The 26,127-nt window shown below is 46.2% G+C and carries 21 protein-coding genes; 13 read left to right on the forward strand and 8 right to left on the reverse strand.

The window, feature by feature from the left end; all coding sequences use genetic code 11:
- Window positions 1–5: 5 nt before the first annotated feature.
- The 3 genes from ACF8CV_RS21705 to ACF8CV_RS21715 are packed head-to-tail and all read right to left on the reverse strand — an operon-like array spanning window position 6 to window position 3,941.
- A complete protein-coding gene (locus tag ACF8CV_RS21705; RefSeq protein ID WP_024703486.1) occupies window positions 6–1,832 on the reverse strand; it encodes an extracellular solute-binding protein in 1,827 nt (608 codons plus the stop codon).
- A gap of 38 nt (window positions 1,833–1,870) precedes the next feature.
- Window positions 1,871–2,914 (reverse strand): ABC transporter permease, encoded by a 1,044-nt coding sequence (locus ACF8CV_RS21710; RefSeq protein ID WP_005459031.1) that lies wholly within the window; start codon window positions 2,912–2,914, stop codon window positions 1,871–1,873.
- Window position 2,915: 1 nt separating this feature from the next.
- Window positions 2,916–3,941, reverse strand: a complete 1,026-nt coding sequence (locus ACF8CV_RS21715) for an ABC transporter permease subunit (RefSeq protein ID WP_005458995.1) — start codon at window positions 3,939–3,941, stop codon at window positions 2,916–2,918.
- Between the two features lie 820 nt (window positions 3,942–4,761).
- Between ACF8CV_RS21715 and ACF8CV_RS21720 the strand changes: the two genes are divergently transcribed.
- From ACF8CV_RS21720 to ACF8CV_RS21780, 13 genes are all read left to right on the forward strand, one after another.
- Window positions 4,762–7,365 (forward strand): TonB-dependent siderophore receptor, encoded by a 2,604-nt coding sequence (locus tag ACF8CV_RS21720; protein WP_021486907.1) that lies wholly within the window; start codon window positions 4,762–4,764, stop codon window positions 7,363–7,365.
- 72 nt (window positions 7,366–7,437) lie between these two features.
- Entirely contained in the window at window positions 7,438–8,202 is a 765-nt protein-coding gene (locus tag ACF8CV_RS21725; protein WP_025520735.1) for a DUF3450 domain-containing protein, read from the forward strand.
- Between the two features lie 3 nt (window positions 8,203–8,205).
- A complete protein-coding gene (locus ACF8CV_RS21730) occupies window positions 8,206–9,567 on the forward strand; it encodes a MotA/TolQ/ExbB proton channel family protein (RefSeq protein ID WP_025541319.1) in 1,362 nt (453 codons plus the stop codon).
- A 9-nt stretch (window positions 9,568–9,576) separates the two neighbouring features.
- A complete protein-coding gene (locus tag ACF8CV_RS21735) occupies window positions 9,577–10,104 on the forward strand; it encodes a MotA/TolQ/ExbB proton channel family protein (protein ID WP_005458945.1) in 528 nt (175 codons plus the stop codon).
- A 25-nt stretch (window positions 10,105–10,129) separates the two neighbouring features.
- The gene (locus tag ACF8CV_RS21740) at window positions 10,130–10,537 is read left to right on the forward strand and encodes a biopolymer transporter ExbD (protein ID WP_005458951.1); all 408 of its coding nucleotides are present in this window, start codon (window positions 10,130–10,132) and stop codon (window positions 10,535–10,537) included.
- Window positions 10,538–10,541: 4 nt separating this feature from the next.
- On the forward strand, window positions 10,542–11,174 hold the full coding sequence (locus ACF8CV_RS21745; RefSeq protein WP_005458947.1) for an energy transducer TonB: 633 nt from the start codon (window positions 10,542–10,544) through the stop codon (window positions 11,172–11,174).
- A gap of 12 nt (window positions 11,175–11,186) precedes the next feature.
- Complete coding sequence (locus ACF8CV_RS21750; protein WP_021822536.1) at window positions 11,187–12,401, forward strand: lipopolysaccharide assembly protein LapB; 1,215 nt, start codon at window positions 11,187–11,189, stop codon at window positions 12,399–12,401.
- A gap of 305 nt (window positions 12,402–12,706) precedes the next feature.
- Entirely contained in the window at window positions 12,707–13,330 is a 624-nt protein-coding gene (gene gmk, locus ACF8CV_RS21755) for a guanylate kinase (RefSeq protein ID WP_005496750.1), read from the forward strand.
- Between the two features lie 181 nt (window positions 13,331–13,511).
- Entirely contained in the window at window positions 13,512–13,784 is a 273-nt protein-coding gene (rpoZ, locus tag ACF8CV_RS21760; RefSeq protein ID WP_005379346.1) for a DNA-directed RNA polymerase subunit omega, read from the forward strand.
- A gap of 39 nt (window positions 13,785–13,823) precedes the next feature.
- Window positions 13,824–15,944: a bifunctional GTP diphosphokinase/guanosine-3',5'-bis pyrophosphate 3'-pyrophosphohydrolase gene (gene spoT, locus ACF8CV_RS21765; protein WP_005459012.1), complete on the forward strand. Its 2,121-nt coding sequence runs from the start codon at window positions 13,824–13,826 to the stop codon at window positions 15,942–15,944.
- Window positions 15,945–16,001: 57 nt separating this feature from the next.
- On the forward strand, window positions 16,002–16,685 hold the full coding sequence (trmH, locus tag ACF8CV_RS21770; protein ID WP_029861752.1) for a tRNA (guanosine(18)-2'-O)-methyltransferase TrmH: 684 nt from the start codon (window positions 16,002–16,004) through the stop codon (window positions 16,683–16,685).
- Window positions 16,686–16,803: 118 nt separating this feature from the next.
- Window positions 16,804–18,885 (forward strand): ATP-dependent DNA helicase RecG, encoded by a 2,082-nt coding sequence (recG, locus tag ACF8CV_RS21775; RefSeq protein ID WP_392417551.1) that lies wholly within the window; start codon window positions 16,804–16,806, stop codon window positions 18,883–18,885.
- A 232-nt stretch (window positions 18,886–19,117) separates the two neighbouring features.
- Window positions 19,118–20,509, forward strand: coding sequence for a uracil-xanthine permease family protein (locus ACF8CV_RS21780; protein ID WP_161608175.1), 1,392 nt, complete (start codon window positions 19,118–19,120; stop codon window positions 20,507–20,509).
- Between the two features lie 64 nt (window positions 20,510–20,573).
- Here ACF8CV_RS21780 and envZ read toward each other — a convergent pair whose 3' ends face one another.
- From envZ to ACF8CV_RS21805, 5 genes are all read right to left on the reverse strand, one after another.
- Window positions 20,574–21,866: a two-component system sensor histidine kinase EnvZ gene (gene envZ / locus ACF8CV_RS21785; protein ID WP_005459014.1), complete on the reverse strand. Its 1,293-nt coding sequence runs from the start codon at window positions 21,864–21,866 to the stop codon at window positions 20,574–20,576.
- A gap of 105 nt (window positions 21,867–21,971) precedes the next feature.
- A complete protein-coding gene (gene ompR, locus ACF8CV_RS21790; protein WP_138938340.1) occupies window positions 21,972–22,691 on the reverse strand; it encodes a two-component system response regulator OmpR in 720 nt (239 codons plus the stop codon).
- A 218-nt stretch (window positions 22,692–22,909) separates the two neighbouring features.
- Window positions 22,910–23,302, reverse strand: coding sequence for a DUF1090 domain-containing protein (locus ACF8CV_RS21795; RefSeq protein ID WP_138938339.1), 393 nt, complete (start codon window positions 23,300–23,302; stop codon window positions 22,910–22,912).
- A gap of 112 nt (window positions 23,303–23,414) precedes the next feature.
- On the reverse strand, window positions 23,415–23,906 hold the full coding sequence (gene greB / locus ACF8CV_RS21800; RefSeq protein ID WP_005458979.1) for a transcription elongation factor GreB: 492 nt from the start codon (window positions 23,904–23,906) through the stop codon (window positions 23,415–23,417).
- 154 nt (window positions 23,907–24,060) lie between these two features.
- Window positions 24,061–25,941 (reverse strand): RimK/LysX family protein, encoded by a 1,881-nt coding sequence (locus ACF8CV_RS21805; protein WP_021448986.1) that lies wholly within the window; start codon window positions 25,939–25,941, stop codon window positions 24,061–24,063.
- Window positions 25,942–26,127: the final 186 nt, after the last annotated feature.

Genomic DNA, 26,127 nt, shown 5'->3' on the forward strand with positions numbered 1-26,127 from the left:
CATCCTTACAGCTTATACGTGTCATCAACGACAACAACCGGTTCAAAGGTTTTACCCGACTTCATCGCTTTCTGGGTTTCTTTCTTCACGTCTTTGTCAATCCAATACGTGCCATCACCGATAATTCCGCCACTGAACAACGCTTCTGTCATTCGATTCATTGGTTTCTCTGGCAATTTCAACCAACGCCAGTGTCCATAACGAACGTAAGGTACCATGTAGCCAGTGACAATCACGTGCGCATCAATAATGTCTCGCTGAATCTCATGACCTAGTTGGATCTTCTTATCCATGTCCATGTTAAAGCGATACGCAATGATCTTTTCATCTAGCTCTGGAGTGCTGTAGTTAGTGAATGAGTTCGTTTGTGGTTTGTTCGCGTTCACGGAATGGAAGTATTCCCAATAAGTTGGGATTTCCGAAGTCCCCATATCAAAGAAAGCAAGTTCGTGTTTTTTCTCACGCACATACTTGAACATCGATGAACCATCAATCAGCTTCAGCTCAATGTCCAACCCTGCCAATTTTGCCTGTTCACGCAAGAAAGCAATACGCGGTGTATGAACTGGAGATGAGTACGTCAATTCAAAGCTCAAACGCTGACCTTTATCATTCACGCGAATACCATCGGAACCAATCTTATCGAAGCCCGCAGCTTCAAACGCTGCCGCCGCTTTTTCTGGTTCAAACTTTGGCGCTTTCACATCTGGTAACGTGTATTTACCATGCCCAAAGCCCGTTGGGTTGGGTTTACGGCTGTAGTCTCCACGCATAACATTCTCGATCATGCCGTCGAAATCTGTCGCGTAAGTGATCCCTTTGCGAATGTTTAAGTCATCAAGTAGAGGCATGGTCGTGTTTATCCACACGCCACCAGCACCAACTGGATATTGGTTGTAACCCCAGAACTTCTCAATGTACCCCTTTTGATAAGGGGCAGTATTGGATTTGTCATGCCATAGACTTGGCAAAACCAATCCAAATGCGTCCAACTTACCTTTTTCAAAGTGCTTCATCGCAATATCACTATCGCGGATAACTGTGATACGAATTTTGTCGACGTTATAACGATTCTCGTAGTACTTATTGGTATAACCCCACCAGTCCTCACCTACGTGCTTAAAGGTAACGCTTTTACCTTTTTTGACGTCGGCTAAGTAATAAGCGCTGGTGGTTGGTTCACTTTTAAAGTTGTAGTAGCGCACAAAATCATCATGAATGCCGTCACCGTTCTCGTCTTTCTTCGGATTTGCATAGAAATGAGCAGGACGAGGACGTAGCGCCCCCATTCTCAACAACAACTCTTCTGGATTGAGCTCTTTCGCGGCCTTCACGGCGAAGGTGTGATCGTCAAATTTGATAACATCAGCAACCGTTTTGTTGTAATAGTCGTTGTACCAAGGCTCTAAAATGTCTTTCGAGCGGTAAAACTTAAGCATAAAAACAAAATCGTCTGCCGTGACTGGCTTGCCATCCGACCATTTAGCTTGTGGGTTTAGTTTGAAATAAACCGTTTTATTGTCACCCGCTAATGCCCACTCATTGGCTAGCTCAGGGATGAATTCAAGCGTATCTGGGTGGCGAACCACTAACCCTGGCGTTTCATCCAAGATGAAAGAACGTAAACCAGAGTTTGCATCAGGACCAACACTGCGTAGAGTCTGAGGAAAGCTCGACATGAAAGTGCGGTAAGTCCCGCCACGCTTTGCTTCAGGAGAGCCATATTGAGGCTCATCCCAGTTCGTTTGCCAGTTTAAGTCAGTCGGTAGCGTCGCTGACATCGCACCAAAACTTAGGGCGCTTAGCGTGGACGCTAAAATTATTCTTTTCATAAAACTTCCCTTTTTTATGTTTTGCTCACAATGCATGCTTAAACATAGCGTGTGAATTTTTTCGGGTCGAATGCCGCTCGAATCGCTTCACCGATAAAGGTGACCATCACCAGTACCAGTACAATGGAAGTCACAACAGACGCCACAATCCATGGAGAGTCCAAGTTGGACTTACCTTGCTGCAGTAACTCGCCCCAGCTTGGTGTTGGTGGCATCAAGCCTAAACCAAGATAATCAAGCGCTGTCAGTGCGGTGATATTGGCGGCAATAGTAAATGGCGCTAAGGTGACAATCATGACCATGGTATTTGGCAGAATATGGTTAAACAGGATTCGGCCTGTCGAGGCACCCAACGCACGAGCTGCCATTACGTATTCGCGTGCAGATTCTTTGTAAGTCATGGTACGCATGTACCATGTCATCCCCATCCATCCAAACAACACGTTGATGGCGACAAAGAGCGTGAAAGTCGGTTGAACGATGGACACCAAAATCATAATGACGTACAGGAATGGCACCATTGACCAAACCTCAATCAAACGTTGGACAAATAGGTCGAACTTGCCGCCCCAGAAGCCCATGGCACAGCCTACAGCGGTACCAATAGCGTAGGACACCGCCATCGTTAACAACGCAAACCCCATCGCAGTACGGAAGCCATACACCAAGCGCGCTAAAATATCGCGACCAATAACGTCAGTACCTAGATAGTGTTTATTCTCAGCGCTTGGCGCGGTCGGAGGGAAATCGCCACTGAAGTCTTGTTCGTATGGGTTCCAAGGAACGATAGGTAGAATCACAAAGTTGTCCCCCCCCTCTTCCTCAAAGACTTGTTGGAGAACTCGGTAATCAGCTTCACTTGAAGAATCTTGACCAAACTCGCTACCTAAACGAACGTCACTGACAACCGGAAAGTAGTAACTACCATCGTACTTCACGATCAACGCTTTACTGTTGATTAACAGCTCGGCAAATAGTGAAAGAATCAACATGATAGATAAGATCACAAACGACCAATAACCACGTTTAATTTCTTTAAAGTGACGGATTTTCTTTTGAGTTAATGGACTTACTTTAATCATATTACGCTCCAAACTTCACACGTGGGTCGACTAAAGCAACACAGATATCCGAAATAATATTGCCGATCAGCAGCAATACCGCGTTGATAGCAACGATGCCCATCACTACTGGGTAATCACGTTCCATAATGGATTCGTAACCTAATAAACCAATGCCGTCGATGTTGAAGATAACTTCGATCAAAAATGCCCCTGTCATGAAGAACAACAGTGAGTTGCCAAAGTGAGAAGCAATTGGAATCAAACTATTGCGTAGCGCGTGTTTGCGTACCGCTTTCTTAAACGGCAAGCCTTTTGCGATCGCGGTACGGATGTAATCCGATGATAAGTTTTCCATCAGGTTATTTTTCATCGTCATGGTGAGCGTTGCGAAATCACCAATCAAGTAACAGATCAGCGGAAGCACAGCATGCCACATCACGTCTTTTGCGCGTTCAAAGAAGGTTTCATAGTCATCGAAATCATCACCGACAAAGCCCCCCATAGGGAACCATTCCAAGTGATAACTAAACAAAGTAATCAATAACACGCCAACCACATAGCCAGGCAAGGCATAACCGACGAATATCAAAATGGAGGAGGTAGAATCAAACACAGAACCGTGCTTGAGGGCTTTGTAATAGCCAAGCGGTATCGAGATGAAGTAGCTGATAAAGAAAGTCATGCCACCATAGAACAGCGAAACAGGCAGACGCTCTGCAATCATATCCGATACTGGTTCGTAATAACGCGTTGATTCACCCAAGTCCAACGTCACTAATCGACTCAACCAATCAACGTAAGCTTCCATCACAGGTTTATCCAACCCGTAGAATGCGTTTAGCTCAGCGATTTGCTCATCAGACAGTGCAGTATTGCCACCCGCTGACGTCATCGATGCTGCGCCGTCTCCCTGAGACTGCATTTGTGACAGCATGCGTTCAACTGGCCCACCCGGTACAAATCGAGTGATGGCAAAGATAAGAATGGTGATACCGAGAAACGTCGGAATGACTAACGCTAAACGGCGTAAAAAGTACGACAGCATATACAACTTGCTCCTTGTCTACTGTCCAAATTAGGCGGGTTTGGTGGGAAGTTTCCGGCCCAAAATGGTGCATATCTATCCGCGTAGTAACTAAAGCTGTTGAAACACACTCCCTGCGATTCAATAACTAGTTTTTTCTTCTACGGCAATAATTTCAGCGTCATATTTATCTTGAATCCACATCAGCTTCAAGTGTTTGAAACCAAAACATGACAAACTTCCTCCGATGTCGAAAAACAGAAATGTTTTTGTAAAAAATTATAAAAAACCACAAAAAGAATTCCTGCAGAATATCAATCTAGGCACTTTAGAGCCAAAACCCTATATAAAAATGCACATAGCAAGAATAAATAGACACATAAGCTGTGGTTACATTTGACTAAAAAATACGAGTGAGCCCTTTTACAGCAATGGGTATCATATTTTGATACCACCCATTGCAACCAAGTCAACATGGTTAGCATTCGATAAAATTCCACCTTTAGAATAATTCACTGGATAAATGAGTATTTTCAGATTCAATTACCCACTTAAAAACCATAGGCAATATATGTCATTAAAGTTTACAAGAAACACAAAATACGGTGTTTTATTAAAATTTGATCTCGATTTATAGAACCTACACAGTAAATTATTCCGTGATTTAAATCACTTTTAGTTGTTTACATCTTTTTTACATTTCCACATCTCCGTTTACCACTGGTTTGACTTCCTTTTTTCTTCTCGGTTATACATTGGCCGACCGTTAACGAAATATTAACGTCACATTTGGTCGCTATGCGACCAGACATAGGAAATAATAATAATCGGAGCAACAAGGATGTATAAAAACACAACCGCTTTATCTGTTGCGATCAGTCTTGCTTTGGGGACAGCGGCAGCAGTGGCCCCTCTAACAGCACAGGCAGAAGAGCAACAAGTTGAAAAACTTCAAAAGATGAAAGTTACTGGTTCGCGCCTAACGCGCGCATCTATGGAAGGAAGCACTCCAGTAGCAGTAATTGGTCGGGCTGAAATTGAACGCGCTGGTGACGTATCGATTGCCGATGTATTGCGTAAATCATCTTTTAACTCATTTGGTTCTTACAGTGAAAGTTCAGGCAGCTCATGGCAAAGCCAAGCAACCATGTCGCTACGTGGTTTGGGCTCTTCACGTACTCTAGTTTTGATTAATGGCAAACGTCTACCAGGCTCTGCAACCATGGGTGGTGGCGCTGCAAACATCAACGTAATTCCATCGGCAATCGTAGAACGCGTGGAAGTGATGGCTGACGGCGGTTCTGCTGTATACGGCTCTGATGCTGTAGCAGGCGTAGTAAACATCATTCTTAAAGAAGAATTTGATGGTATCAACGTAAGCGTGGGTTCTGGCATTCCAAGTCAAGACGGCGGCGACGAAGGAAACGTTGCACTCGTGATGGGCACAAGCGGTGAGAAAGGCAACATCATGTTCTCTTTCGAGCATGATAGCAAAGACGAAATCTACCAACGCGATCGTGATTACCTAAGTTCAACCAACACCGGCTCTGCAAACTATTTCGATATGTCAGGCGTTAGTATCTTTGGTCGCAACGTTTACCATGATGGCGAGTTGAAAGCACTTAAGGGCTACGACACTAACGCGTCATGTGATCCTTCAAAAGGTTTTGTAGGCTTAACAAACTACCCTGGTTTGGGCGATATCTGTGGCTACGACTACACATCGGAAGCTGCTCAAACGGCATCTTTAGAACGTAATACCGTATTTATGAACGGTAATATCTTCTTGTCTGACGACACTACTTTTAATGCACAAATGCTTTTAAGCCGCAATGAAAGTTTTGGTCGTTTCGCACCTGCAGCAGGCTCATTCGACGTAGATCCTAACACGAGTGGTGGCGCTGATTTCTTCGCAGAGAATGGCCTTGATACAACCAAAGGTCCAGCTTCTGTATACTACCGTTTTAACAACGTGGGAACTCGTGATACTACAGTTAAAGATTTCCAAGCTGATTTCAAAGCAGGTCTTGATGGCACGCTTTATACCGACTCTTTCGGTGAGGTAATTTGGGAAGCTGGTTACCACTTAAACTTCTCTAACAGTAATGAAGTTGGTACTGGTTACGTATTCGGTTCAGCGGCATCGAACCTAGTTGAATCAGGTCAGTTTGTGAATGGCGAGTTCAGTGCAGATGCAACAAATCAGTTGTCTGCAGGTACTAGTCGTGAATCCCAAATGGAAATGCATCAGTTTTCTGGCGGCCTTCAATTTGACCTAGCAGAAGTTGGTGACATCACTATTCCATTGTATGTTGGTGCTGAATTTACCACTTACGATTACTTCGATAAATACGACCCACAAAGTGAAGCAGGCAACATCATCGGTAGTGCTGGTAACTCTGCGGGTGGCGATCGAGAAACTTATGCATTTTACGCAGAATCTATGATCGCGTTTACTGATGAGCTGGAAATGAACATTGCGGCTCGTTACGACCACTATAGCGACTTCGGTGATGAGATCTCGCCAAAAGTATCTTTCCGTTACCAGCCTCTTGATAATCTGATGTTCCGTGCTGGTGCTGGTATGGGTTTCCGTGCTCCAACACTATCTGACCTTTACGCGGCTGACAGCTACTCGTCAGACTTCGCAAAAGACTACAGCTACTGTTCAGCAAATGGTATTGCATACGCAGACTGTCCAGAAACTCAATATGATGTAACTCGTACAGCAAACGAAGATCTAGAAGCAGAAACATCAGTATCGTTTAACTTTGGTGTGAGCTACTCACCAATCGACGACCTAGACGTAACAGTGGATTACTACAACATCAGTATTGATGACATGATCACACTGAATACTCTGCAAAGCATGATCGACGAAGAGCGTAGCTCTGGTGTTTCTAACCCGAACATCATCCGTGATGCAAATGGCCGCATCATTGAAGCAACAGCGGGGCTGCAAAACTTAGGTACACTCGATACTTCAGGTATCGACCTCAAAGTCGGCTACAGTTACGACTTTGATTTTGCGACAGTTCGTTACGACTTCATGGGAAGCTATGTTCTGGACTACAGCACACCTGAATACGTTGGTGGCCCAGTAAATAATCAAGTAGGTCGTAATGGTTTGCCTGAGTACCGTTTTAACACTGGTGTTGGCTTAAACTTCCTAGAAGACCATGACATCTATCTATCTGCAGACCACATCGCAGACCAAGCTCAAGATGTTGACGACAACTACAATAAAATCGGTCACATATCTTCACAAACAACGTGGAACATTGCGTACAACTACCTAGCTCCGTGGGATGCAAAATTCACGGCAGGTGTTCGTAACCTTACTGATGAAGATCCTGCATTTGAATCTGATGGTGTAACTTACAACTCAGACCTATACAGCATTCAAGGCCGCGTTTACTTCTTGAAATACTCTCAAAACTTTTAATTAAAACCTTTGGCGCAGGAGTATTTCCTGCGCCCTATTCGACTGACTATTTACACTAACAAGGATGCTACTATGACGTTAAAGGAATTTGGCGTAAGTGCAGTTACTGCCGCGATTCTCTCGGTAAGTGGTGCAGCGATTGCTGCAGACTCTGGAACCGTAGTCGCCAATCAAGCACAAACAACGAAGTCTTCTCAAGCTTCTCAGCAAAAAATCGATACTTACGCTGAAAGCACAGAAGGTATGTTGGCAGAATATAAGGGCTTACTTCGTCAAATCGATAGTATGAAAGTCTACAACGAGCAAATTAATCGAATGGTTCAATCGCAACAGGGCGAACTGGACTCATTGAATAACCAAATTGCTCAAATCGATCAAACGGCAACAGAAGTTGTTCCTCTAACACTAAAAATGATCGATGCGCTAGATGAGTTCGTTACTCTCGATTTGCCTTTCCAAAAAGAAGAACGCAACAAACGCGTTCAAGAGTTACGCCGCCTGATGGATCGCGCAGACGTAACGACTTCTGAGAAATTCCGTAAAGTGATGGAAGCGTACCAAATTGAAGAAGGCTTCTCTCGCTCAATAGAGTCTTACAAAGCGAGCTTAGATCGTAACGGCGAAACCGTAACGTACGATTTCTTACGTATTGGTCGCACAGCACTTCTATTCCAATCTCCAGACGGCGGTGAAACAGGTATGTGGAACCAACAAACACGTCAATGGGAGACACTACCTGAAAGCTACCGTATTGCGGTACAGCAAGGCCTTCGTATTGCGAAGAAGCAAGCGCCACCAGCGCTAATCAAATTGCCTGTATTTGCTGGGGAGGAATAAGAGATGAAAGGATTCAAAACTCTAGCCGCTGGTCTACTAGCCAGCTTATTTATGGTTTGTGGCGTTCAAGCTGAAACCCCACAAACGCTTTCTGAACTACTAAAAAACGTAAAATCAGAAAGCATTGTAGAATCAAAAGAAAACAAAGAACGTGAAGCTGTGTTCAAGCGCGATCGTGACCAACAAGCCGTATTACTGCAACAAGCGCGCGATGAGCTTGTCGCACAACAAGCACTGGGTGATCAGCTAAAAGCAACGTTCGACGAAAACGACAAACAACTGACTGAACTAACCGAAACACTGCGTGTTCGCTCCGGTACCTTGGGTGAAATGTTTGGTGTGGTTCGTCAATACGCAGGCGAATTTAAAGGTCTGTTTGCCGCTTCGCAAAATGCCGTTCAGTTCCCAGAGCGTGATGCACTGCTGACGAAACTGGCAGAAAGTAAAGAACTACCATCAACTCAAGAGCTGGAAGCATTCTGGCACACTATTCTTCAACAAGTTGTCGTATCTGGTGATACATCAACAACACAAGCAACGGTTGTTTACGGTGAAGGTAAAGAAGCCGTTCGCGACGTAACGCTAGTAGGAGAATTTAACGCAATTGCAGATGGCAAATACGTCATTTACGTACCTCAAACTGGCAAGTTCGAAGAACTATCACGTCAGCCAAGCAAGAACATCACAAGCCAAGTGGCTGGTTTTGAATCAGCAAAAGGCACTTATGAGCCGCTATTCCTTGATCCATCTCGTGGCGTAATTCTATCGCTACTAGTACAGAGCCCTACCGTTCAGGAACGTATTGACCAAGGCGGTATCGTTGGTTACGTCATCCTAGCAATGGGCGCTGTTGGTGTCATCATCGCGCTATTGTGCTTCCTACGCCTTCAGATCATCGGTGGCAAAATGCGTAAACAGGCGAAATCAGACACAGTTATCCCTGGCAACCCTCTAGGTGAAGTTATCCAAGCTTACCAAGATCACAAAGGCGACAACCTTGAAGATCTGGAAGCGAAGTTGGACGAAATCATCCTACGCAATGCACCAAGCATTGAACGCTTTATCAGCTCAATCAAACTGTTTGCTTCTGTAGCACCACTACTGGGTCTACTAGGTACAGTAATGGGTATGATCGGTACCTTCCAGGCAATCACGCTATTTGGTACCGGCGATCCGAAACTAATGGCTGGCGGTATTTCTGAAGCATTGGTAACCACCATGTTAGGTCTGGTTGTCGCAATTCCTCTACTGTTCCTTTACACCATCGTACACAGTAAAGGTCGTCGTTTGGTTCAAACTCTTGAAGAACAGAGTGCAGGTTTCATCGCTCGCTATCAGGAAAAACTACATAAAGCCGAAAGCTAAGGAGGCGTTATGTGGTGGTTAGTTGGAGAACTTGAATCAATTAGGCGCTTCTTGGGAATGGGTGGCGATGTACTCGTCGCTATCTTCATCCTCAGCTTCATGTTATGGGCAGTGCTGCTAGAACGCTGGTTCTACTTTGCCGCCGTCGCTCCAAGAGCCGCGAAAAAAGCCGTGACTCTTTGGAGTGAGCGTTCAGAACATCAAAGCTGGAACGCAAAGATGATCCGACAAGAAATTGTATCTCGTCAGGATATTGAGAATAAAAAGGGGCTACCAATCGTCAAAGTACTGATTGCGCTTTGTCCCCTACTTGGCCTGCTCGGCACCGTAGTCGGCATGATCCAAGTATTCGACATCTTAGCGGTAACCGGAACAGGAAGCCCTCGAGCAATGGCCTCGGGGATCTCAAAGGCAACAATCCCAACTTTAGCCGGGATGGTGGCTTCTCTGTCAGGACTGTTCTTTAGTTCACGTCTTGATCATTTAGCCAAAGTCACAACGCAAAAGCTGGAAGATAAGCTAAAGCATATTGCCTGAGTAAATGGAATTAGAGGTATAGGTCATGAAAAGACGCTATAGCAGTGATAGCAGTGACGAAACAGCTATCGATATGACACCGATGCTCGACATCGTATTCATCATGTTGATCTTCTTTATCGTAACAACATCGTTCGTTAAAGAAGCAGGTTTGGAAGTAAACCGCCCAACAGCAAGCTCAGCACAAACCGTGAAGAAAGGGAACATTATGGTTGCCATCGGTGCCGCTGGAGACGTATGGGTTGATAAACGACGCATTGAAGTCGACGCTGTTCGCGCCAACATCGAACGTCTTCGCGCAGAAAGCCCTGATGGCGCTGTTGTTATCCAAGCGGATACCGAGGCCAATGCAGGGGTAGTCGTGAAGGTTATGGACCAGATTAAGATGGCAGGTGTCGAAAGCATCTCCATTGCCGCAACGAATAAGGATTAAGCTTATGCGGTATCTGGCCTCAATTGCACTGGCGCTCATTGTCTCCCTCGGATTGTTCTGGGGGATGGACAAGCTGGTAAACAAAGAGCGCCACGAACTAGTGTCGAATGATGATCAGCGTATGGTCGATTTCATTCGCATTAAACCGGACGAAAAAGTACAGGAGAAAAAACGCGAACTCCCGAAACCGCCACCACCTAAGCGTCCGCCGCCACCACCAGAAATGAAGGTGACGTCGACAGTAAAACCGGTGATGGACCAAGTTCCAATGGATATGCCAAAACTCGATCTACCAGTTAACGTCACTGGTGGCTCAGTGCTCGGTCATTACAGCCAAGGTGGCGGAGCGAGACTGGCAGGTAGCGGAGGCCCTGTGCCTTTAGCAACATTCCAACCTCAGATGCCTCGTAAGGCCGCTCGTTCTGGACTTGAGAAAGGTATCGTACTTGTAGAGTTTACTGTTAACGAACGTGGTAGCGTCGAGGACGTCAAAGTTTTAAAAGAGACACCACGCAAGTTGGGCTTGGGACAAGCCGCGAAGAAAACCGTATCTAAATGGACCTTCAAGCCCAAAATGGTTGATGGTAAAGCGGTTAGCTCTCGCCTTTCTCAAGAAATTGAGTTCTCTACAAACTAAGGAGTCATACGTATGAAAGCATATACCAAACTGTTGGCTTCTCTAGTGTTATTGTCAGGCGCGTATGGCGCGCCTGGTTTTGCCAACACTCCGGAGTTGTCAGACAAAACGTTTCGAACGGTAAACAAAGTTCAGGAACTCATTGCTACAGAAAAGTACGCTGATGCCCTTTCTAAATTGAACTCAGCATTAAGTAGTACAAGCAAAAAACAATATGACCGTGCAGTCTTACTGCAACAGATGGGCTTTTTGTACTCTCTGCAAGATGACTACCCGAAAGCAGCAAAGTATTTTGCTGATGCGTTAAGTTTAAACGCACTTCCAGTGCCTGTAGCCCAGCAAGTTCGTTATAGCTTGGCGCAGCTTTACTTAGCCGAAGGGCAATTTAAAAAATCAGTAGCAACCATGAATGAGTGGTTCAAAATTGCAGAAACCACCGAAGAAAAGCCACAAGCGCATGCATACATCACTCTAGCGAGTGCTTATGTTCAGCTAGAAGATTACAAAAACGCGATTCCACCAGCTAAGCAAGCAATCGCTATGAGTAAAGAACCTAGTGAATCTTGGTATCAGCTACTGATGTCTGCGCACTATGAACTTAAGCAGTTCAAGAGCGTTGCGGGTGTATTGAAAACATTAACCACTAAATATCCAAAAAATAAGCGTTACTGGACTCAATTGTCTGGTATTTACATGGAGTTAAATCAAGAGCGCAATGCCCTTTCAACACTAGAAATGGCTCATAAATTGGGTCTATTAGAAGGTGAGAAAGAATACCTGCGTTTAGTAAACTTCCAAGCTTATCAAGGGGTGCCTTTCCGCGCAGCGAAAACACTTCAAGCAGCCTTTGATAATGGTCATGTAGAACGCAACGCAAAAAATTTGGAAACACTTGGTTCGTTTTGGCAGCAAGCACAAGAACTTGAACAGGCTATCGACGTCTATCAGCAAGCTTACAATCTTGCTCCACAAGCAAAAACTCAAATAAAAATTGCTCGTCTAATGATTTTAGACAAGCAATATACGGAGGCGACGAAATTTACGCAAAACGCCGCCCCAGATGCTAAGCACGAACAAAAAGGAGAGCTCTCTTACATTCGTGGCATGGCATATTTTGAGTTAAACCAACCGAGTAATGCTCTAAAAGCAATGAAAAGTGCGGCTCAATCTCCAGATATGAGAGCAATGGCGAGCCCTTGGATTAATTTCCTAGAGTCTCAAGGGTAAGTCATGCATTTAGCATGGCGCGAAAATTAAGTGTGAGTCAGTCGCACGCCTGGGGAAGTGAAAGCTTCCCCTTTTTTCGTCGTTTTTCAGTTCTCAATCCGTTGTCATTGAAGGGTATGCAAACCAAAAGATCAACTGGTAACCACATAGAGATCATGATACTCTTCGCCTCCATTTTTCTGGCGGGATTATCACCAATCACCATTTCCATAATGGCTGATTCCTTGCCGCCAGTGCTATCGTTATAAGACTGTCGAAACTTTCCTTCGGCAATCAATCAATCCAATCAAAAGTGGAACAGTACAATGGGCAAAGGTACTCTCTATATCGTATCTGCACCTAGCGGCGCAGGTAAATCTAGCTTGATCTCAGCAATGTTGGAACGTAATCCAACATACGCAATGAAAGTGTCTGTGTCTCACACTACTCGCAACATGCGTCCTGGTGAAGAAGACGGTGTCCACTACCACTTCGTCGCAAAAGAAGAGTTTGAAACTCTGATTGCTAAAGGCGACTTCCTAGAATACGCCGAAGTGTTTGGTAACTATTACGGTACGTCTCGCGTATGGATTGAAGAAACGCTAGAGAAAGGCATCGATGTATTCCTAGATATCGACTGGCAAGGTGCTCGCCAAATTCGTGAGCAAATGCCAGAAGCAAAAAGCATCTTCATTCTGCCACCTTCAAACGGTGAGCTTGAACGTCGTTTAAATACTCGTGGTCAAGACAGCGCAGAAGTCATCGCCAAGCGCATGGCTGAAGCAAAATCGGAAATCTCACATTACAGCGAATATGACTACGTCATCGTGAATGATGATTTCGACACAGCATTAATGGACTTTAAAGCTATCCTTCGTGCAGAAAGATTGAAGGAAGAAAAACAAGCTGCTAAATATAAAGGTATGCTTGACGCGTTATTAGCAGAATAGCTCTCACCAAAGAGTCAGTCTGTTTAACCAGAATTTCCGCTACTTTGTATTGTGCAAAGTAGCCATAATAAACAAGAGAGAAAGCCCACACATTGTGGCTTGTCTAATTGCTAGTAAATAAAGTAGTTAGGTTGTATACTTTCTCGTCATTCTAAAATTTAGTTAACTATTTGGAGTCCTCATGGCACGCGTAACTGTTCAAGACGCTGTTGAAAAAGTTGGCAACCGTTTCGACCTAGTACTGATTGCGGCTCGCCGCGCTCGTCAAATGCAAACTGGCGGTAAAGATGCACTAGTGCCAGAAGAGAACGATAAGCCAACGGTTATCGCTCTACGCGAAATCGAAGAAGGTTTAATTACTAAAGAAGTTCTAGACGCTCGTGAACGTCAAGAACAGCAAGAGCAAGAAGCGGCAGAGCTAGCGGCAGTAAGCAGCATCGCTCACAACCGTTAATTCTGTCTTTAGAATTCAACAACCTCCCGGGCCTATAATTTGTATCTATTCGATAGCCTCAAAGACGTTGCCCAAGAATACCTAACAGAGCCTCAAATTGAGGCTCTGCGTCAATCTTATGTGGTAGCGAGAGATGCCCATGAAGGGCAAACCCGCTCTAGCGGTGAACCATACATCATCCACCCTGTCGCTGTGGCTCGTATCTTGGCCGAAATGCGCCTCGATATTGAAACCCTCCAAGCTGCTTTGCTGCATGACGTCATTGAAGACTGTGACGTTACAAAAGAAGATCTCGAAGAGAAATTCGGCAACACCGTCGCTGAGTTGGTTGATGGTGTATCTAAACTGGACAAACTCAAATTCCGTGACAGGAAAGAGGCTCAAGCTGAGAACTTTCGCAAGATGGTCCTGGCGATGGTGCAAGATATCCGCGTTATCCTGATCAAACTGGCTGACCGTACGCACAACATGCGCACGTTAGGTGCACTTCGACCAGACAAAAAACGTCGCATCGCTCGTGAAACACTAGAAATCTATGCCCCATTAGCTCATCGTCTTGGTATTCACAATATCAAAACTGAGTTGGAAGAGCTGGGTTTCGAAGCGCTGTACCCAAACCGTTATCGCGTACTCAAAGAAGTCGTGAGAGCGGCTCGCGGTAATCGCAAAGAGATGATTCAGCGTATTCACAGTGAAATCGAAGGCCGACTGCAAGATGTTGGTTTGAATGCACGCGTCGTAGGTCGTGAAAAGAACCTGTTCTCCATCTACAACAAGATGAAAACCAAAGAACAGCGTTTTCACACCATCATGGATATCTACGCTTTCCGAGTGGTTGTTGATACTGCCGATACTTGTTATCGCGTTCTAGGCCAAGTACACAGCTTGTATAAGCCGCGCCCAGGTCGCATGAAAGACTATATCGCGGTACCAAAAGCAAACGGCTACCAATCGCTTCACACTTCCATGGTTGGCCCACACGGTGTGCCTGTTGAAGTGCAGATCCGTACTGAAGATATGGATCAAATGGCGGACAAAGGTGTCGCAGCGCACTGGTCTTATAAAGACAAGGGCGATAAGTCGGGCACGACCGCACAAGTGAAAGCGCAGCGTTGGATGCAAAGCTTGCTTGAGCTACAACAAAGTGCCGGTAACTCATTCGAATTCATTGAAAACGTAAAATCGGATCTATTCCCAGATGAGATTTACGTCTTCACACCAAAAGGTCGTATTGTTGAACTGCCACTTGGTGCGACAGCTGTAGATTTTGCTTACGCGGTACATACCGATGTAGGTAATTCCTGTGTTGGTGCTCGTGTTGACCGTAACCCTTACCCACTAAGTAAGGCGCTGAAGAACGGCCAGACAGTAGAAATCATCAGTGCGCCAGGTGCGCGTCCAAATGCCGCTTGGTTGAACTATGTCGTGACTTCTCGCGCTCGCACTAAGATTCGTCAAGTACTGAAAACCATGCGCCGTGAAGAATCCATCACGCTCGGCCGCCGCCTATTGAATCACGCTTTGGGTCGTCACTCGATTGACTCCATCTACCCAGAGAACATTCAAGAAGTACTGACCGATCTGCGCTTAGAAAGCACAGACGATTTACTCGCAGCAATTGGCTTAGGCGAACTCATGAGTATTGTGATTGCTCGTCGTTTGCTGGGCGATACTGAAGAACTAACGACAACCAGTTCCATTCCAACCGACTCGAAGAAGAAACTTCCAATTCGTGGCGCGGAAGGTTTGCTGCTGACGTTTGCTAATTGCTGTCACCCAATTCCAGATGACCACATCATTGCGCATGTGTCTCCTGGTCGTGGCCTGGTTGTTCACCGTGAAACGTGTCCAAATGTGCGCGGTTACCAAAAAGAGCCGGACAAATACATGGCCGTTGCGTGGTCTGACGATTACGACAAAGAGTTTATCGCAGAACTGAAAGTCGACATGCTTAACCACCAAGGTGCTCTCGCAGAATTGACCAACGTGATTTCGAAAACAGGCTCCAATATCCATGGCCTGTCGACCGAAGAACGTGATGGCCGACTGTATACTGTCACCGTTCTGCTGACCACCAAAGATCGTGTCCACCTTGCAGGTATCATGCGAAAAATCAAAGCGATGCCGCAGGCGACCCGAGTCAGACGAAGAAAGAACTAAACTCATCGCCACCCACTCACACTGGGTGGCGATTTTTTTATACCCTATTTATTTACTATGAATTTAGAACGTTACCACCGTATCCATCAGGTGCTTAAAGCACGCCAAACCGACCTTACTTTGTGCCTAGAAGAGGTTCACAAACCTAACAACGTCTCTGCCGTTATTCGTACGGCTGACGCCACGGGCTTACACAAAGTTCATGCTATCTGGCCTGATAAAATGCGCACTTTAACCCACACTTCTGCAGGTGCTCGTAACTGGGTTGAAGTAGAAACTCACAAATCGATTGAAACCGCCATTACCGAGCTCAAAGCCCAAGGCATGCAAGTATTGGTGACCAACTTATCGGACACCGCGGTCGATTTTCGTGAAATCGACTACACCAAACCGACTGCAATCATCCTGGGTAGTGAAAAAATTGGCGCGTCTGAACAAGCGAAAAAACTCGCAGATCAAGACATCATTATCCCAATGATCGGTATGGTGCAGTCTTTGAATGTCTCAGTCGCCAGCGCAGTTATTCTGTATGAAGCACAACGCCAACGTGAAGCGGCAGGCATGTATGATCGTGAAGAAAGCGCACTACCAAAAGAAACCATTCATCGCATCTTATTTGAACGTGGCCACCCAGTGCTTGCCAAAGTAGCGAAACGCAAGAAACTGGAATACCCGCCACTCGACGATGAAGGTCAAATCATCGCAGATGAGGCGTGGTGGCAAGAGATGCAAAAAGCTTAAGCTGAAACATAACGTCGAAAGCCCTCGCTTTCTACGCCACTTCTTATAGTTTTTCCTGTACAAAAACACAGCTCAATGGTTAACATACTGCTATGTTAACCATTTTCTTGAGCTTTCTATGTCTGCCCAAATGCTATCTGCTGTTCCTTTAACTTCTCTATCAGGAGTTGGCGCCAAAGTCGCAGAAAAACTCGCTAAAGTCGGCTTGCATAGCGTTCAAGATTTGTTGTTCCACCTGCCTCTACGCTACGAAGATCGCACCCGCATTTATCCTATTGCCAAACTGCACGCAGGCCTTTGGGCTGCGGTACAAGGCAAAGTCATGACCGTCGATACCATTTTTGGTAAACGCAAAATGCTGACAGTTAAAATCAGTGATGGCAATGGCACCATCACGCTGCGTTTTTTCAACTTTACTGCAGCGATGAAGAACAATTTTTCACAGGGTAAGTTAGTACACGCTTACGGAGAAATTAAGCGTGGTGGTATGGGGCTGGAAATTGTGCACCCTGACTACAAATTTTACGCCAGTGAACAAAAGCCAGATGTGGAACAAAGCTTAACCCCGGTTTATCCAACCACAGATGGCCTGCGTCAAATCACCTTACGTAATCTTACTGAGCAAGCATTGGCGCTACTCGATAAAGCGGCAGTGCAAGAATTGCTACCTTCTGGCTTGTATAACCATCAGATTACTATGTCGCAGGCGTTGCACACCATTCATCGCCCGCCGCCAACCATTAATTTAGATGAATTTGATGAAGGTAAGCACCCCGCTCAAATCCGTTTGATCATGGAAGAATTGCTCGCTCAGAACTTGTCGATGTTGGCGGTTCGCAGCAAAGGCCAGCAAGATATCGCCTTACCGCTCGCACCATGTGACAAACTGAAAAAACAGCTGTTGGCGCAACTGCCGTTTTCTCCGACCAATGCTCAAGCACGCGTGGTGAAAGAGATTGAATCCGACCTCGAAAAGCCGCATCCAATGATGCGTCTTGTCCAAGGTGACGTAGGCTCAGGAAAAACATTGGTTGCCGCGCTAGCCGCAGTCAGAGCCATTGAGCACGGTTATCAAGTGGCTTTAATGGCACCAACAGAGCTGCTCGCCGAACAACACGCCATCAATTTCGCCAACTGGTTTGAAGCCATGGGCATTCAAGTTGGCTGGCTTGCTGGTAAGCTCAAGGGCAAAGCCAAAGAGACGGAACTGGCTCGCATTGCCAGCGGTGAAGCGCAAATGATAGTGGGTACTCACGCTCTCTTCCAAGAACATGTGGAATTTCATCACCTAGCTTTAGTCATCATTGATGAGCAGCACCGCTTTGGCGTCCATCAGCGATTAGAGTTACGTGAGAAAGGGGCAAAACAAGGCGCGTATCCGCATCAGCTCATCATGACGGCGACTCCGATTCCTCGCACGCTAGCAATGACAGCGTATGCTGATTTGGAAACGTCGGTGATAGACGAATTACCACCAGGCCGAACGCCGATTCAAACCGTCGCCATTCCAGATACCAAACGTGACGACATTGTCGAGCGGGTACGAAACGCTTGTCTTAACGAAGGCAAGCAAGCGTATTGGGTGTGTACGCTGATCGATGAATCAGAAGTGTTAGAAGCGCAAGCCGCAGCAGACACCGCCGAAGAGTTGCAGCGCAAACTGCCAGATGTAAAAATTGGCCTAGTTCATGGCCGTATGAAACCCGCCGAAAAGCAAGCTGTCATGCAAGAGTTTAAAGACAACAAGCTCCACCTGCTCGTAGCCACGACGGTGATAGAAGTTGGCGTAGACGTGCCAAACTCTAGCTTGATGATCATCGAAAACCCTGAACGCCTTGGTTTGGCGCAGTTACACCAGTTAAGAGGCCGCGTCGGTCGAGGCTCGGTTGCCAGTCACTGTGTCCTGCTGTACCACTCCCCTCTGTCGAAAACCGCGCAAAAACGCCTCGGTGTTCTGCGTGAAAGTAACGATGGCTTTGTTATTGCGCAGAAAGACCTCGAGATCCGCGGGCCCGGCGAATTATTGGGCACCAAACAAACAGGCTTGGCTGATTTCAAAATTGCCGATTTAGTTCGAGATCAACGCTTAATTCCCGAAGTTCAACGTATTGCACGTCATATTCACGACAATTACCCAACCAATGCAGCCGCCATCATCGAACGCTGGCTAGGCGAGCGTGATATCTACTCCAAAGCGTAAATCTTAAAGCGAGCCAAATGGCTCGTTTTTTAGTGCCGCCACCAATAGCAAACGATTGCTTTTTAGGTAAATCTCTCTATAATCGCGCTCAAAATTTCTAGAGTGTGCCTCATCACACTTCACCAACCTGAGTTGACACTGATTAACAGCAATCACAGGTAACGACGTCAACTCCACCCAGCCCTCCCATTCAGCGAGATCTGGGAACACATTGCGACTAGCGAGACAAATCATGACAACTTCAAACCGATCTTCGGAACTGGTCTATCAATTAAATGATCGTCCACCACTGCCACAAACGATTTTTGCTGCACTTCAGCATTTATTGGCGATGTTCGTTGCGGTGATTACACCTTCCTTAATCATTTGCCAATCTTTGGGCGTTCCGGCCGATCAAACCAACACCATTATCAGCATGTCGCTGTTTGCATCTGGTGTTTCTTCCTTTATCCAAATCCGTACCTTTGGCCCTGTTGGCTCCGGCTTGCTATCGGTGCAAGGCACCAGCTTTAACTTTTTGGGTCCAATCATCGGTGCGGGTTTATCACTCAAAGCAGGTGGCGCGGACATCAGCACCATGATGGCGGCGATTTTCGGGACGATTTTAGTTGCCTCCTTTGCCGAGATCTTACTGTCTCGTGTGCTTGATCATGCACGTCGCATCATCACACCTCTCGTCTCTGGCATTGTCGTAACTCTGATTGGCCTGACGCTGATCCAAGTTGGCTTGGTTTCTATGGGTGGAGGCTATGCTGCAATGGGCGACGGTACTTTTGGTAGCTTAGACAAACTGGCGCTCGCTGGTACCGTACTTGGGTTAATTGTGATTTTGAATCGTTCTAAAAACCCATACATTCGCGTGGCTTCGATCGTGATTGCCATGCTGGTTGGCTATGTAATGGCATACTTCATGGGCATGGTCGACACCTCAAAATTGGGGGAAACCAACCTCGTTGCGCTACCGATTCCGATGCAGTACGGCTTGTCATTTGACTGGTCACTGTTTATCCCTCTCGTGCTGATTTTCTTTATCACGGCGTTGGAAGCGATCGGCGACATTACCGCAACGTCTGAAGTATCTGGCGAGCCGGTTAAAGGCCCTATTTACATGAAGCGCATCAAAGGTGGGGTATTAGCGGATGGTCTGAACTCGGCCATCGCTGCGGTATTCAACAGCTTTCCAAACTCTACTTTCAGTCAAAACAACGGCATTATCATGCTAACGGGCGTCGCAAGCCGTTACGTGGGTTACTTTATCTCGGGCATGTTAGTGATTCTTGGTCTATTCCCGGGCGTGGCCAGTTTTGTTCAGCTGATCCCAGAACCTGTACTTGGTGGCGCTACCATCGTGATGTTCGGCACCATTGCCGCTGCAGGCGTGCGCATTATCTCGCGTGTTGACCTCGACCGCCGCGCGATTCTGATTATGGCGTTGTCATTCTCGATGGGGTTAGGTATTGCTCAGAAACCTGAGATTCTGCAGTTTATGCCTGAGTTTATTAAAAGCATCTTCTCAACTGGTGTGGCTGCTGGCGGTATCACCGCGATACTGCTGAACTTGCTGCTTCCAGAAAAACTGACAGAAGAAGATGAACTTGTCGCTCAAGAAGTGAAAGAGTCTTAATACCTGTACTTAGAAACTAAAAAGCCCAACCACATTTTTGGTTGGGCTTTTTGGTTTGAGAGGGTTATTTGGTCGGGAAACTGATTTGGGCGATCAAGCCGCCTTCACTGCGATTACGCATCACCACCGAACCTGAATGTTGGATAACAATACGTTTTACAATCGCTAAACCCAGACCAGTACCTTCGCTGCCACGCGCCGTATCACCACGGGTAAACGGCTCGAACAACTTCGCGATTTGCGACTGCTCAATCCCCGGACCGTTGTCTTCTACGCATATCCAAACCAACTGTTTGTCTGCCGTTACGCCTGTGCTGATTTTAACCCAACCGTTGCCATAACGCAGTGCGTTGACAACTAAGTTACTCACCGCTCGCTTAATAGCAATCGGGCTGCCTTTCGCTGGAGGAAGGTGCATGTTCAAGTCCGTTTCAATCTCAACTTCATACCCCCCTTCAGAGCTCGCCACGTCACTAGCGATGGTGCTGACATCAACCGACTCAAACGATTCTTTGTTTACAGGCTTTAGATAATCCATAAATTGGCTGATGATCTCATTGCACTCTTCCGTGTCACTGATGATCCCTTCCGCCAAATAGCTGTCTTCTGGCGACATCATTTCAGTAGCGAGACGAATTCGCGTCAGCGGCGTACGTAAATCATGACTGATGCCTGCCATTAACAGAGCGCGGTCTTCTTCGAGCTCTTGAATCCCTTTCGACATCTGGTTAAACGCACGAGTTACCGAACGAATTTCCGATGCGCCTTTTTCTGGTAGCGGTGGGGGAATTTCCCCTCTCCCAACGCCTTCTGCCGCTCGTTGCAACGCCAATAATGGCCGGTTTTGCAAGCGAATAAACAACCAACCACCTGCGATAATTAATAGCGCCATGATCAGGCTGTTACGAAATAGCGGCGCAAAGTCCTCTTCTTGCAGCTCAGACAGCGGGATGCGAATAATGGAATTGGGCAACTTCTCGATGTGCATCCACAAAATGTAGCTTTCACTACCCAGCAGCAGGCGTACTTCGGTTGGTGAGCCTAGCTCTTGAGTCATTTCCTCCGACATCAAGTCAATCGACATCGCATGGTTAAACTCAACCGCCTTCTCGCTGTTGATGCTATGAACTGTCACGCCCAACCTTTCTAATAACTGGCGACGCAATGGTGCATCCGATTTGAGCGGGCCATCTTCATCGAGAACCAGATTCAGTTCGTGAGCGAGAATTTTGTTGAACTGTTGCAGGCTTGGCATCAACGCGTAGTTAAAAACGGCGTAATAAGAAAAGACTTGGCTAGCGAGAAGCAAGGAGATGAACAGTAGAATAGATTGTGTCAGTGAACTTCGGATTCGCATGGAAATTTCCTGATGATCCTAATTGCGAAAACCTCGACCACCAAATAAGAAGGAAATTTGATGGCCGAAGTTTTAAAAACCGATTGCCGGTTAAGGGAGTAAGAATTACGACTCTTTGCCGTCTGGGACAAATACGTAACCTAAACCCCATACGGTCTGGATGTAGCGAGGTTTGCTCGGATCGTCTTCCAACATGCGGCGTAGACGAGAAATTTGTACGTCGATAGAACGCTCCATTGCCGAGTATTCACGACCACGCGCCATGTTCATCAGCTTATCACGCGACATTGGCTCACGCGCGTTGGTTACCAGTGATTTCAACACCGCAAATTCACCCGATGTTAATGGCATCGCCTCTTCACCACGGAACATTTCACGCGTGCCGAGATTCAAACGAAACTCGCCAAACTCGACCACTTTTTCTTCCGTACTTGGCGCGCCCGGTAGCTCAACCGTTTGGCGACGTAAAACCGCTTTAATACGAGCGAGTAGTTCACGCGGGTTGAACGGTTTAGGTAGGTAATCGTCCGCACCGACTTCCAAACCAACAATACGGTCAACCTCGTCACCTTTTGCTGTCAGCATCAGAATTGGCAACATGTTATTGGCGTGGCGTAAACGGCGACAAATCGACAAGCCATCTTCGCCTGGCAACATCAAATCCAATACCATTAGGTGAAAGTTTTCGCGTGTTAGTAGGCGATCCATTTGTTCGCCGTTTGCTACACTACGGACTTGAAAACCTTGCTCAGAAAGGTAACGCTCCAACAGAGCACGCAAACGAGCATCGTCATCAACCACTAAAATTTTATGATTTTCCTGCATTGAAACATCCTTTCAGAAGCATCTATTGACGAAAATGTATCACTGTTTTTTCAAACGTGCTTGTGCAAATTGTTACTCTTTTTATCTTAGACGCGGTTTTGGGAAATTATTTGCGCGCCGCCCTAAGTATTTAGCGATATTGACTTTGTTTCGAGATGTGAACAACGCCACAAAACTGCGGTGAAAGATGGCTTTAACCGCCGCGAAGGTCGGTGTGCCTACTGGCCGTAATTCCATTCCAACTCACGTTTAGCGTCTAACAACTCTTTTTGCGCTTCATCTAATTTTCGGCGCTTTTTCGCGATTTTGTCGCTCGAACCCGACGTTTGTGCCTCTACCAATTCTAGCTCGCGGGCTTTTACTTTTTGCGCTTTTTGTTCGATTTCTGCTTGCAGTTTTTCGCGTAAATCTTCTTCCGAGCATTCATCCTCAATCGCAGCAAGGGCTCGTTTTAATCCATCAATGCGCTTTTGATTACCTTGTACTGTGGCGTATTCAATTTGCTGCTCAAGAGCAAACGCTTTGGCATCACACCCTTTTAGCTCTTCTTGAGCGACAGTAGGAAGCGAAATAGCCATCGTTAACGCAGCACCACAAATCACGGCTTTCATTTTAAACCTCTCCAGTAAATACAGCTCGCGCCCTCAAATGAGGGCGCATAAAAATAGGTCAACATCATTGGCAAACGCACTTCGCTCGCCGAATGTTTCAAGGTCGAGGAAGTTAAGATTCTGCGCTTTGCTTGTTGTATTCAATCGAATTGATGAACCACTCTTTGTCACCTTCCGGCGTTCGAACGGTAAATTCTTCATCCACTTGCTTTTTCAACATGGCTCTGGCCATAGGGGAATCAATGGAGATGTAATCTTTGGCATCGCCATATATTTCTTCTGGCCCCACAATGCGGAACTTCTTCACATCACCGGCTTCGTTTTCAATCTCGACCCAAGCACCAAAAAAGACTTTGCCTTCTTGTTGAGGTGAGTAATCAACGATGGTGACTTCAGGTAAAAACTTTCTGAGAAAACGAACGCGTCGATCGATTTGACGCAGCAGTCGTTTATTGAAGGTGTAGTCAGCATTTTCCGAACGATCGCCAAGGCTGGCCGCCCACGTCACGATCTTGGTGATTTCTGGACGCTTTTCATTCCAGAGGTAATCGTGCTCTTGCTTGAGTTTGTTATAACCTTCACGGGTAATCAGCTTAGTTTTCAATTTGGCTCCTATTCATTTCGGCATAAAAAATGCCGCACATTCAGCAGCATCGACGCTTACGCGATCTTCATCCTAAACCTAGAATTATACCCAAAGCCACAAGATTCTCAGAGCGGACTTTGGGTATTGGCAATTAGGTTAGGCGACGGTTCGACTATTTTTCGTAATCTGGTTTTTTCGTCACGATGTAATTGGTTTCACTCGCCACTAACGCACCGTGCTTTAAGAAGTTTTTACCCAAAATCATGCTGTAATGAAAGCGTCCGCGATCTTGCAAATTCACGCGAATTTTCTTCTCTAAGTCACCCAGTTTGACGTGCATTTCCACCACCGGACGGACGTTTGCTTTCTCGCCTTTTTTCGCAGTAATTTTCATTACGTCTACCACTTCGCGAGTAAAGGCTTTTTGCATACCGAGGTCATTTTCGTAGGTAAAGCTCACCATGTCTTTGCCATCTTTTTGGAACAGTTTGATGTCCTTAGCATTGATAGAACTGACATCCGCACCGGTGTCCAGTTTGACCGGGAAAGACATGCCTTCCACTTCGGCCACTTCGATGTGGCCGGCTCGGAACAAAGGTTTGGCATCGAGCAAGTGGTCTGCGCGCGTATTCAGTAGCACGCCACCTTTAGCCATATTGTGGCCGAAAACGAAAAACGGCTGCTCTTCATCTTTATCTAGCACGTCGATAGCAAACTCCATCGACTTCTCTTTGTCACCGAACAAGAAGTCACCTTCCACCACAGGACGCACCATATCGCCAACTTTGAGTTTCTTCAGCACGGGTTTGGTGATTTTTTCTTCTTTGCCTTTTTCATTGCTCAAATAGAACGTCGCGACTTCGTCTTTGCCCTTTTCACTCAGTTCAAATCCATTCACGCGTAATAATGGCGTTTTCACGGTAAAGGTTGGATAAGCGGGAACCACGTAGCCATCAATGTTCACTTCCTCTTCCGGTGAAATCACCAATGGCTTGGACTTCAGTGCACTCTTAAAGGTTTTTTCCACACCACCGAGCAAATTCTCTTTGTCGGTATCTATCACGAAATGTTGGCTCACTACGTCTCGGCCCAGACGGATTTGCGAACTGAACTTGCTGCGGTCTCGTAAGTACACCAACCATTGCTGAGTTTCGTTTTCGTCAATCTTGACAGGCAGATACACCAAAGGTCGCTCGCTCTTGGTGGTTTTCAACATGCGCACCAATGGCAGTGTCATAGGATGGCGCTTACCGTTCTCACCCTCTAAAGTAAACGACACTTGCTTGGCTTTTTTATCAACTTTGATGTCGAGAGCGTGAACGTTGGTGTACCGGCTGCTTGTCGAAACGCTGGTTTTGTAGGGAATGCCTTCGATTTCTACCGTCTCTTTCTTACCAATCATTTTCGCGTTGGGTTGTTCTTGCAGGTAGTCATACCCAGCAAACACCCACGCGTTATCATCTAGGTAAGTTTTGCCAATCAGGATTGGCGCAGAGAACTGTTTACGCGAGGTAAGATTCACCACGGTATCTACCGTATGCCCAGCAATCGTCATCGGCATTTTTACGGTTGGACGCAAAATCGGTTTTTTGCTGGTGCGACTGCGGATAGCACTGATGCGCTCAAGATCGTCGGTTACCGTGATCTCTTTGCCAGTATAAGGATGCTGAATCGTGAAACTGACGGTGACTTGATAAGGTTCAAAACTGTTGGCTTCCCATTTGGCTTGCGTGCCACCTAAATCGTCGACAATTGCCCACAGCAGTTTGTCATCTTTAAGATTCTTGTATTTGGGATTGCTGCTGCTTACGTGGATATTTTCTGCATGCATGGAGGTGGTGTCAGCGCCGGTATCAATTTTACCGATGAAAGGGACGTCACTTAGCTCAGGAATTTCGCTGTAATACACACTTTCGACCCGCCCTAAAACTAACTTATCATCAAGTTGATAGATGGGATCTTGCGTGGTTGCAGAGATGGATTGCGCCCAACCAAACGGGGCTATCAGGAGAGCACTAGAGAGTGCCAGAGCCAAAGACATTTTTTTCATCATGATTATCCGTGTGAGCCAAGGTATATAAAATTAGTCGCCAACAGAACTTATAAGTTCTCAATTTAATTACAGTTTTGACATAAATCTGACCGATGTCCACCAGCGCCCGGTAAATTTTTGCGAAGCTAATTTAAAACATTGCAAATTCTATGAATGACCCCAATGTTCTATACACAACCAATATCC

The sequence above is a fragment of the Vibrio sp. zbq_1 genome (assembly GCF_043102935.1).
In the GTDB taxonomy this organism is placed as follows: Bacteria; Pseudomonadota; Gammaproteobacteria; order Enterobacterales; family Vibrionaceae; genus Vibrio; species Vibrio parahaemolyticus.

Excerpts from the sequence above, each read along its gene's own strand:
- ACF8CV_RS21750 (WP_021822536.1), top strand. The coding sequence starts at position 11,187 with ATGAAAGCATATACCAAACTGTTGGCTTCTCTAGTGTTATTGTCAGGC.
- ACF8CV_RS21795 (WP_138938339.1), bottom strand. The coding sequence starts at position 23,302 with ATGAAAGCCGTGATTTGTGGTGCTGCGTTAACGATGGCTATTTCGCTT.
- ACF8CV_RS21720 (WP_021486907.1), top strand. The coding sequence starts at position 4,762 with ATGTATAAAAACACAACCGCTTTATCTGTTGCGATCAGTCTTGCTTTG.
- ompR (WP_138938340.1), bottom strand. The coding sequence starts at position 22,691 with ATGCAGGAAAATCATAAAATTTTAGTGGTTGATGACGATGCTCGTTTG.
- recG (WP_392417551.1), top strand. The coding sequence starts at position 16,804 with ATGTCTGCCCAAATGCTATCTGCTGTTCCTTTAACTTCTCTATCAGGA.
- ACF8CV_RS21730 (WP_025541319.1), top strand. The coding sequence starts at position 8,206 with ATGAAAGGATTCAAAACTCTAGCCGCTGGTCTACTAGCCAGCTTATTT.
- ACF8CV_RS21705 (WP_024703486.1), bottom strand. The coding sequence starts at position 1,832 with ATGAAAAGAATAATTTTAGCGTCCACGCTAAGCGCCCTAAGTTTTGGT.
- rpoZ (WP_005379346.1), top strand. The coding sequence starts at position 13,512 with ATGGCACGCGTAACTGTTCAAGACGCTGTTGAAAAAGTTGGCAACCGT.
- ACF8CV_RS21740 (WP_005458951.1), top strand. The coding sequence starts at position 10,130 with ATGAAAAGACGCTATAGCAGTGATAGCAGTGACGAAACAGCTATCGAT.
- ACF8CV_RS21715 (WP_005458995.1), bottom strand. The coding sequence starts at position 3,941 with ATGCTGTCGTACTTTTTACGCCGTTTAGCGTTAGTCATTCCGACGTTT.
- envZ (WP_005459014.1), bottom strand. The coding sequence starts at position 21,866 with ATGCGAATCCGAAGTTCACTGACACAATCTATTCTACTGTTCATCTCC.
- ACF8CV_RS21805 (WP_021448986.1), bottom strand. The coding sequence starts at position 25,941 with ATGATGAAAAAAATGTCTTTGGCTCTGGCACTCTCTAGTGCTCTCCTG.
- ACF8CV_RS21780 (WP_161608175.1), top strand. The coding sequence starts at position 19,118 with ATGACAACTTCAAACCGATCTTCGGAACTGGTCTATCAATTAAATGAT.
- trmH (WP_029861752.1), top strand. The coding sequence starts at position 16,002 with ATGAATTTAGAACGTTACCACCGTATCCATCAGGTGCTTAAAGCACGC.
- gmk (WP_005496750.1), top strand. The coding sequence starts at position 12,707 with ATGGGCAAAGGTACTCTCTATATCGTATCTGCACCTAGCGGCGCAGGT.
- ACF8CV_RS21725 (WP_025520735.1), top strand. The coding sequence starts at position 7,438 with ATGACGTTAAAGGAATTTGGCGTAAGTGCAGTTACTGCCGCGATTCTC.
- ACF8CV_RS21745 (WP_005458947.1), top strand. The coding sequence starts at position 10,542 with ATGCGGTATCTGGCCTCAATTGCACTGGCGCTCATTGTCTCCCTCGGA.
- ACF8CV_RS21735 (WP_005458945.1), top strand. The coding sequence starts at position 9,577 with ATGTGGTGGTTAGTTGGAGAACTTGAATCAATTAGGCGCTTCTTGGGA.
- ACF8CV_RS21710 (WP_005459031.1), bottom strand. The coding sequence starts at position 2,914 with ATGATTAAAGTAAGTCCATTAACTCAAAAGAAAATCCGTCACTTTAAA.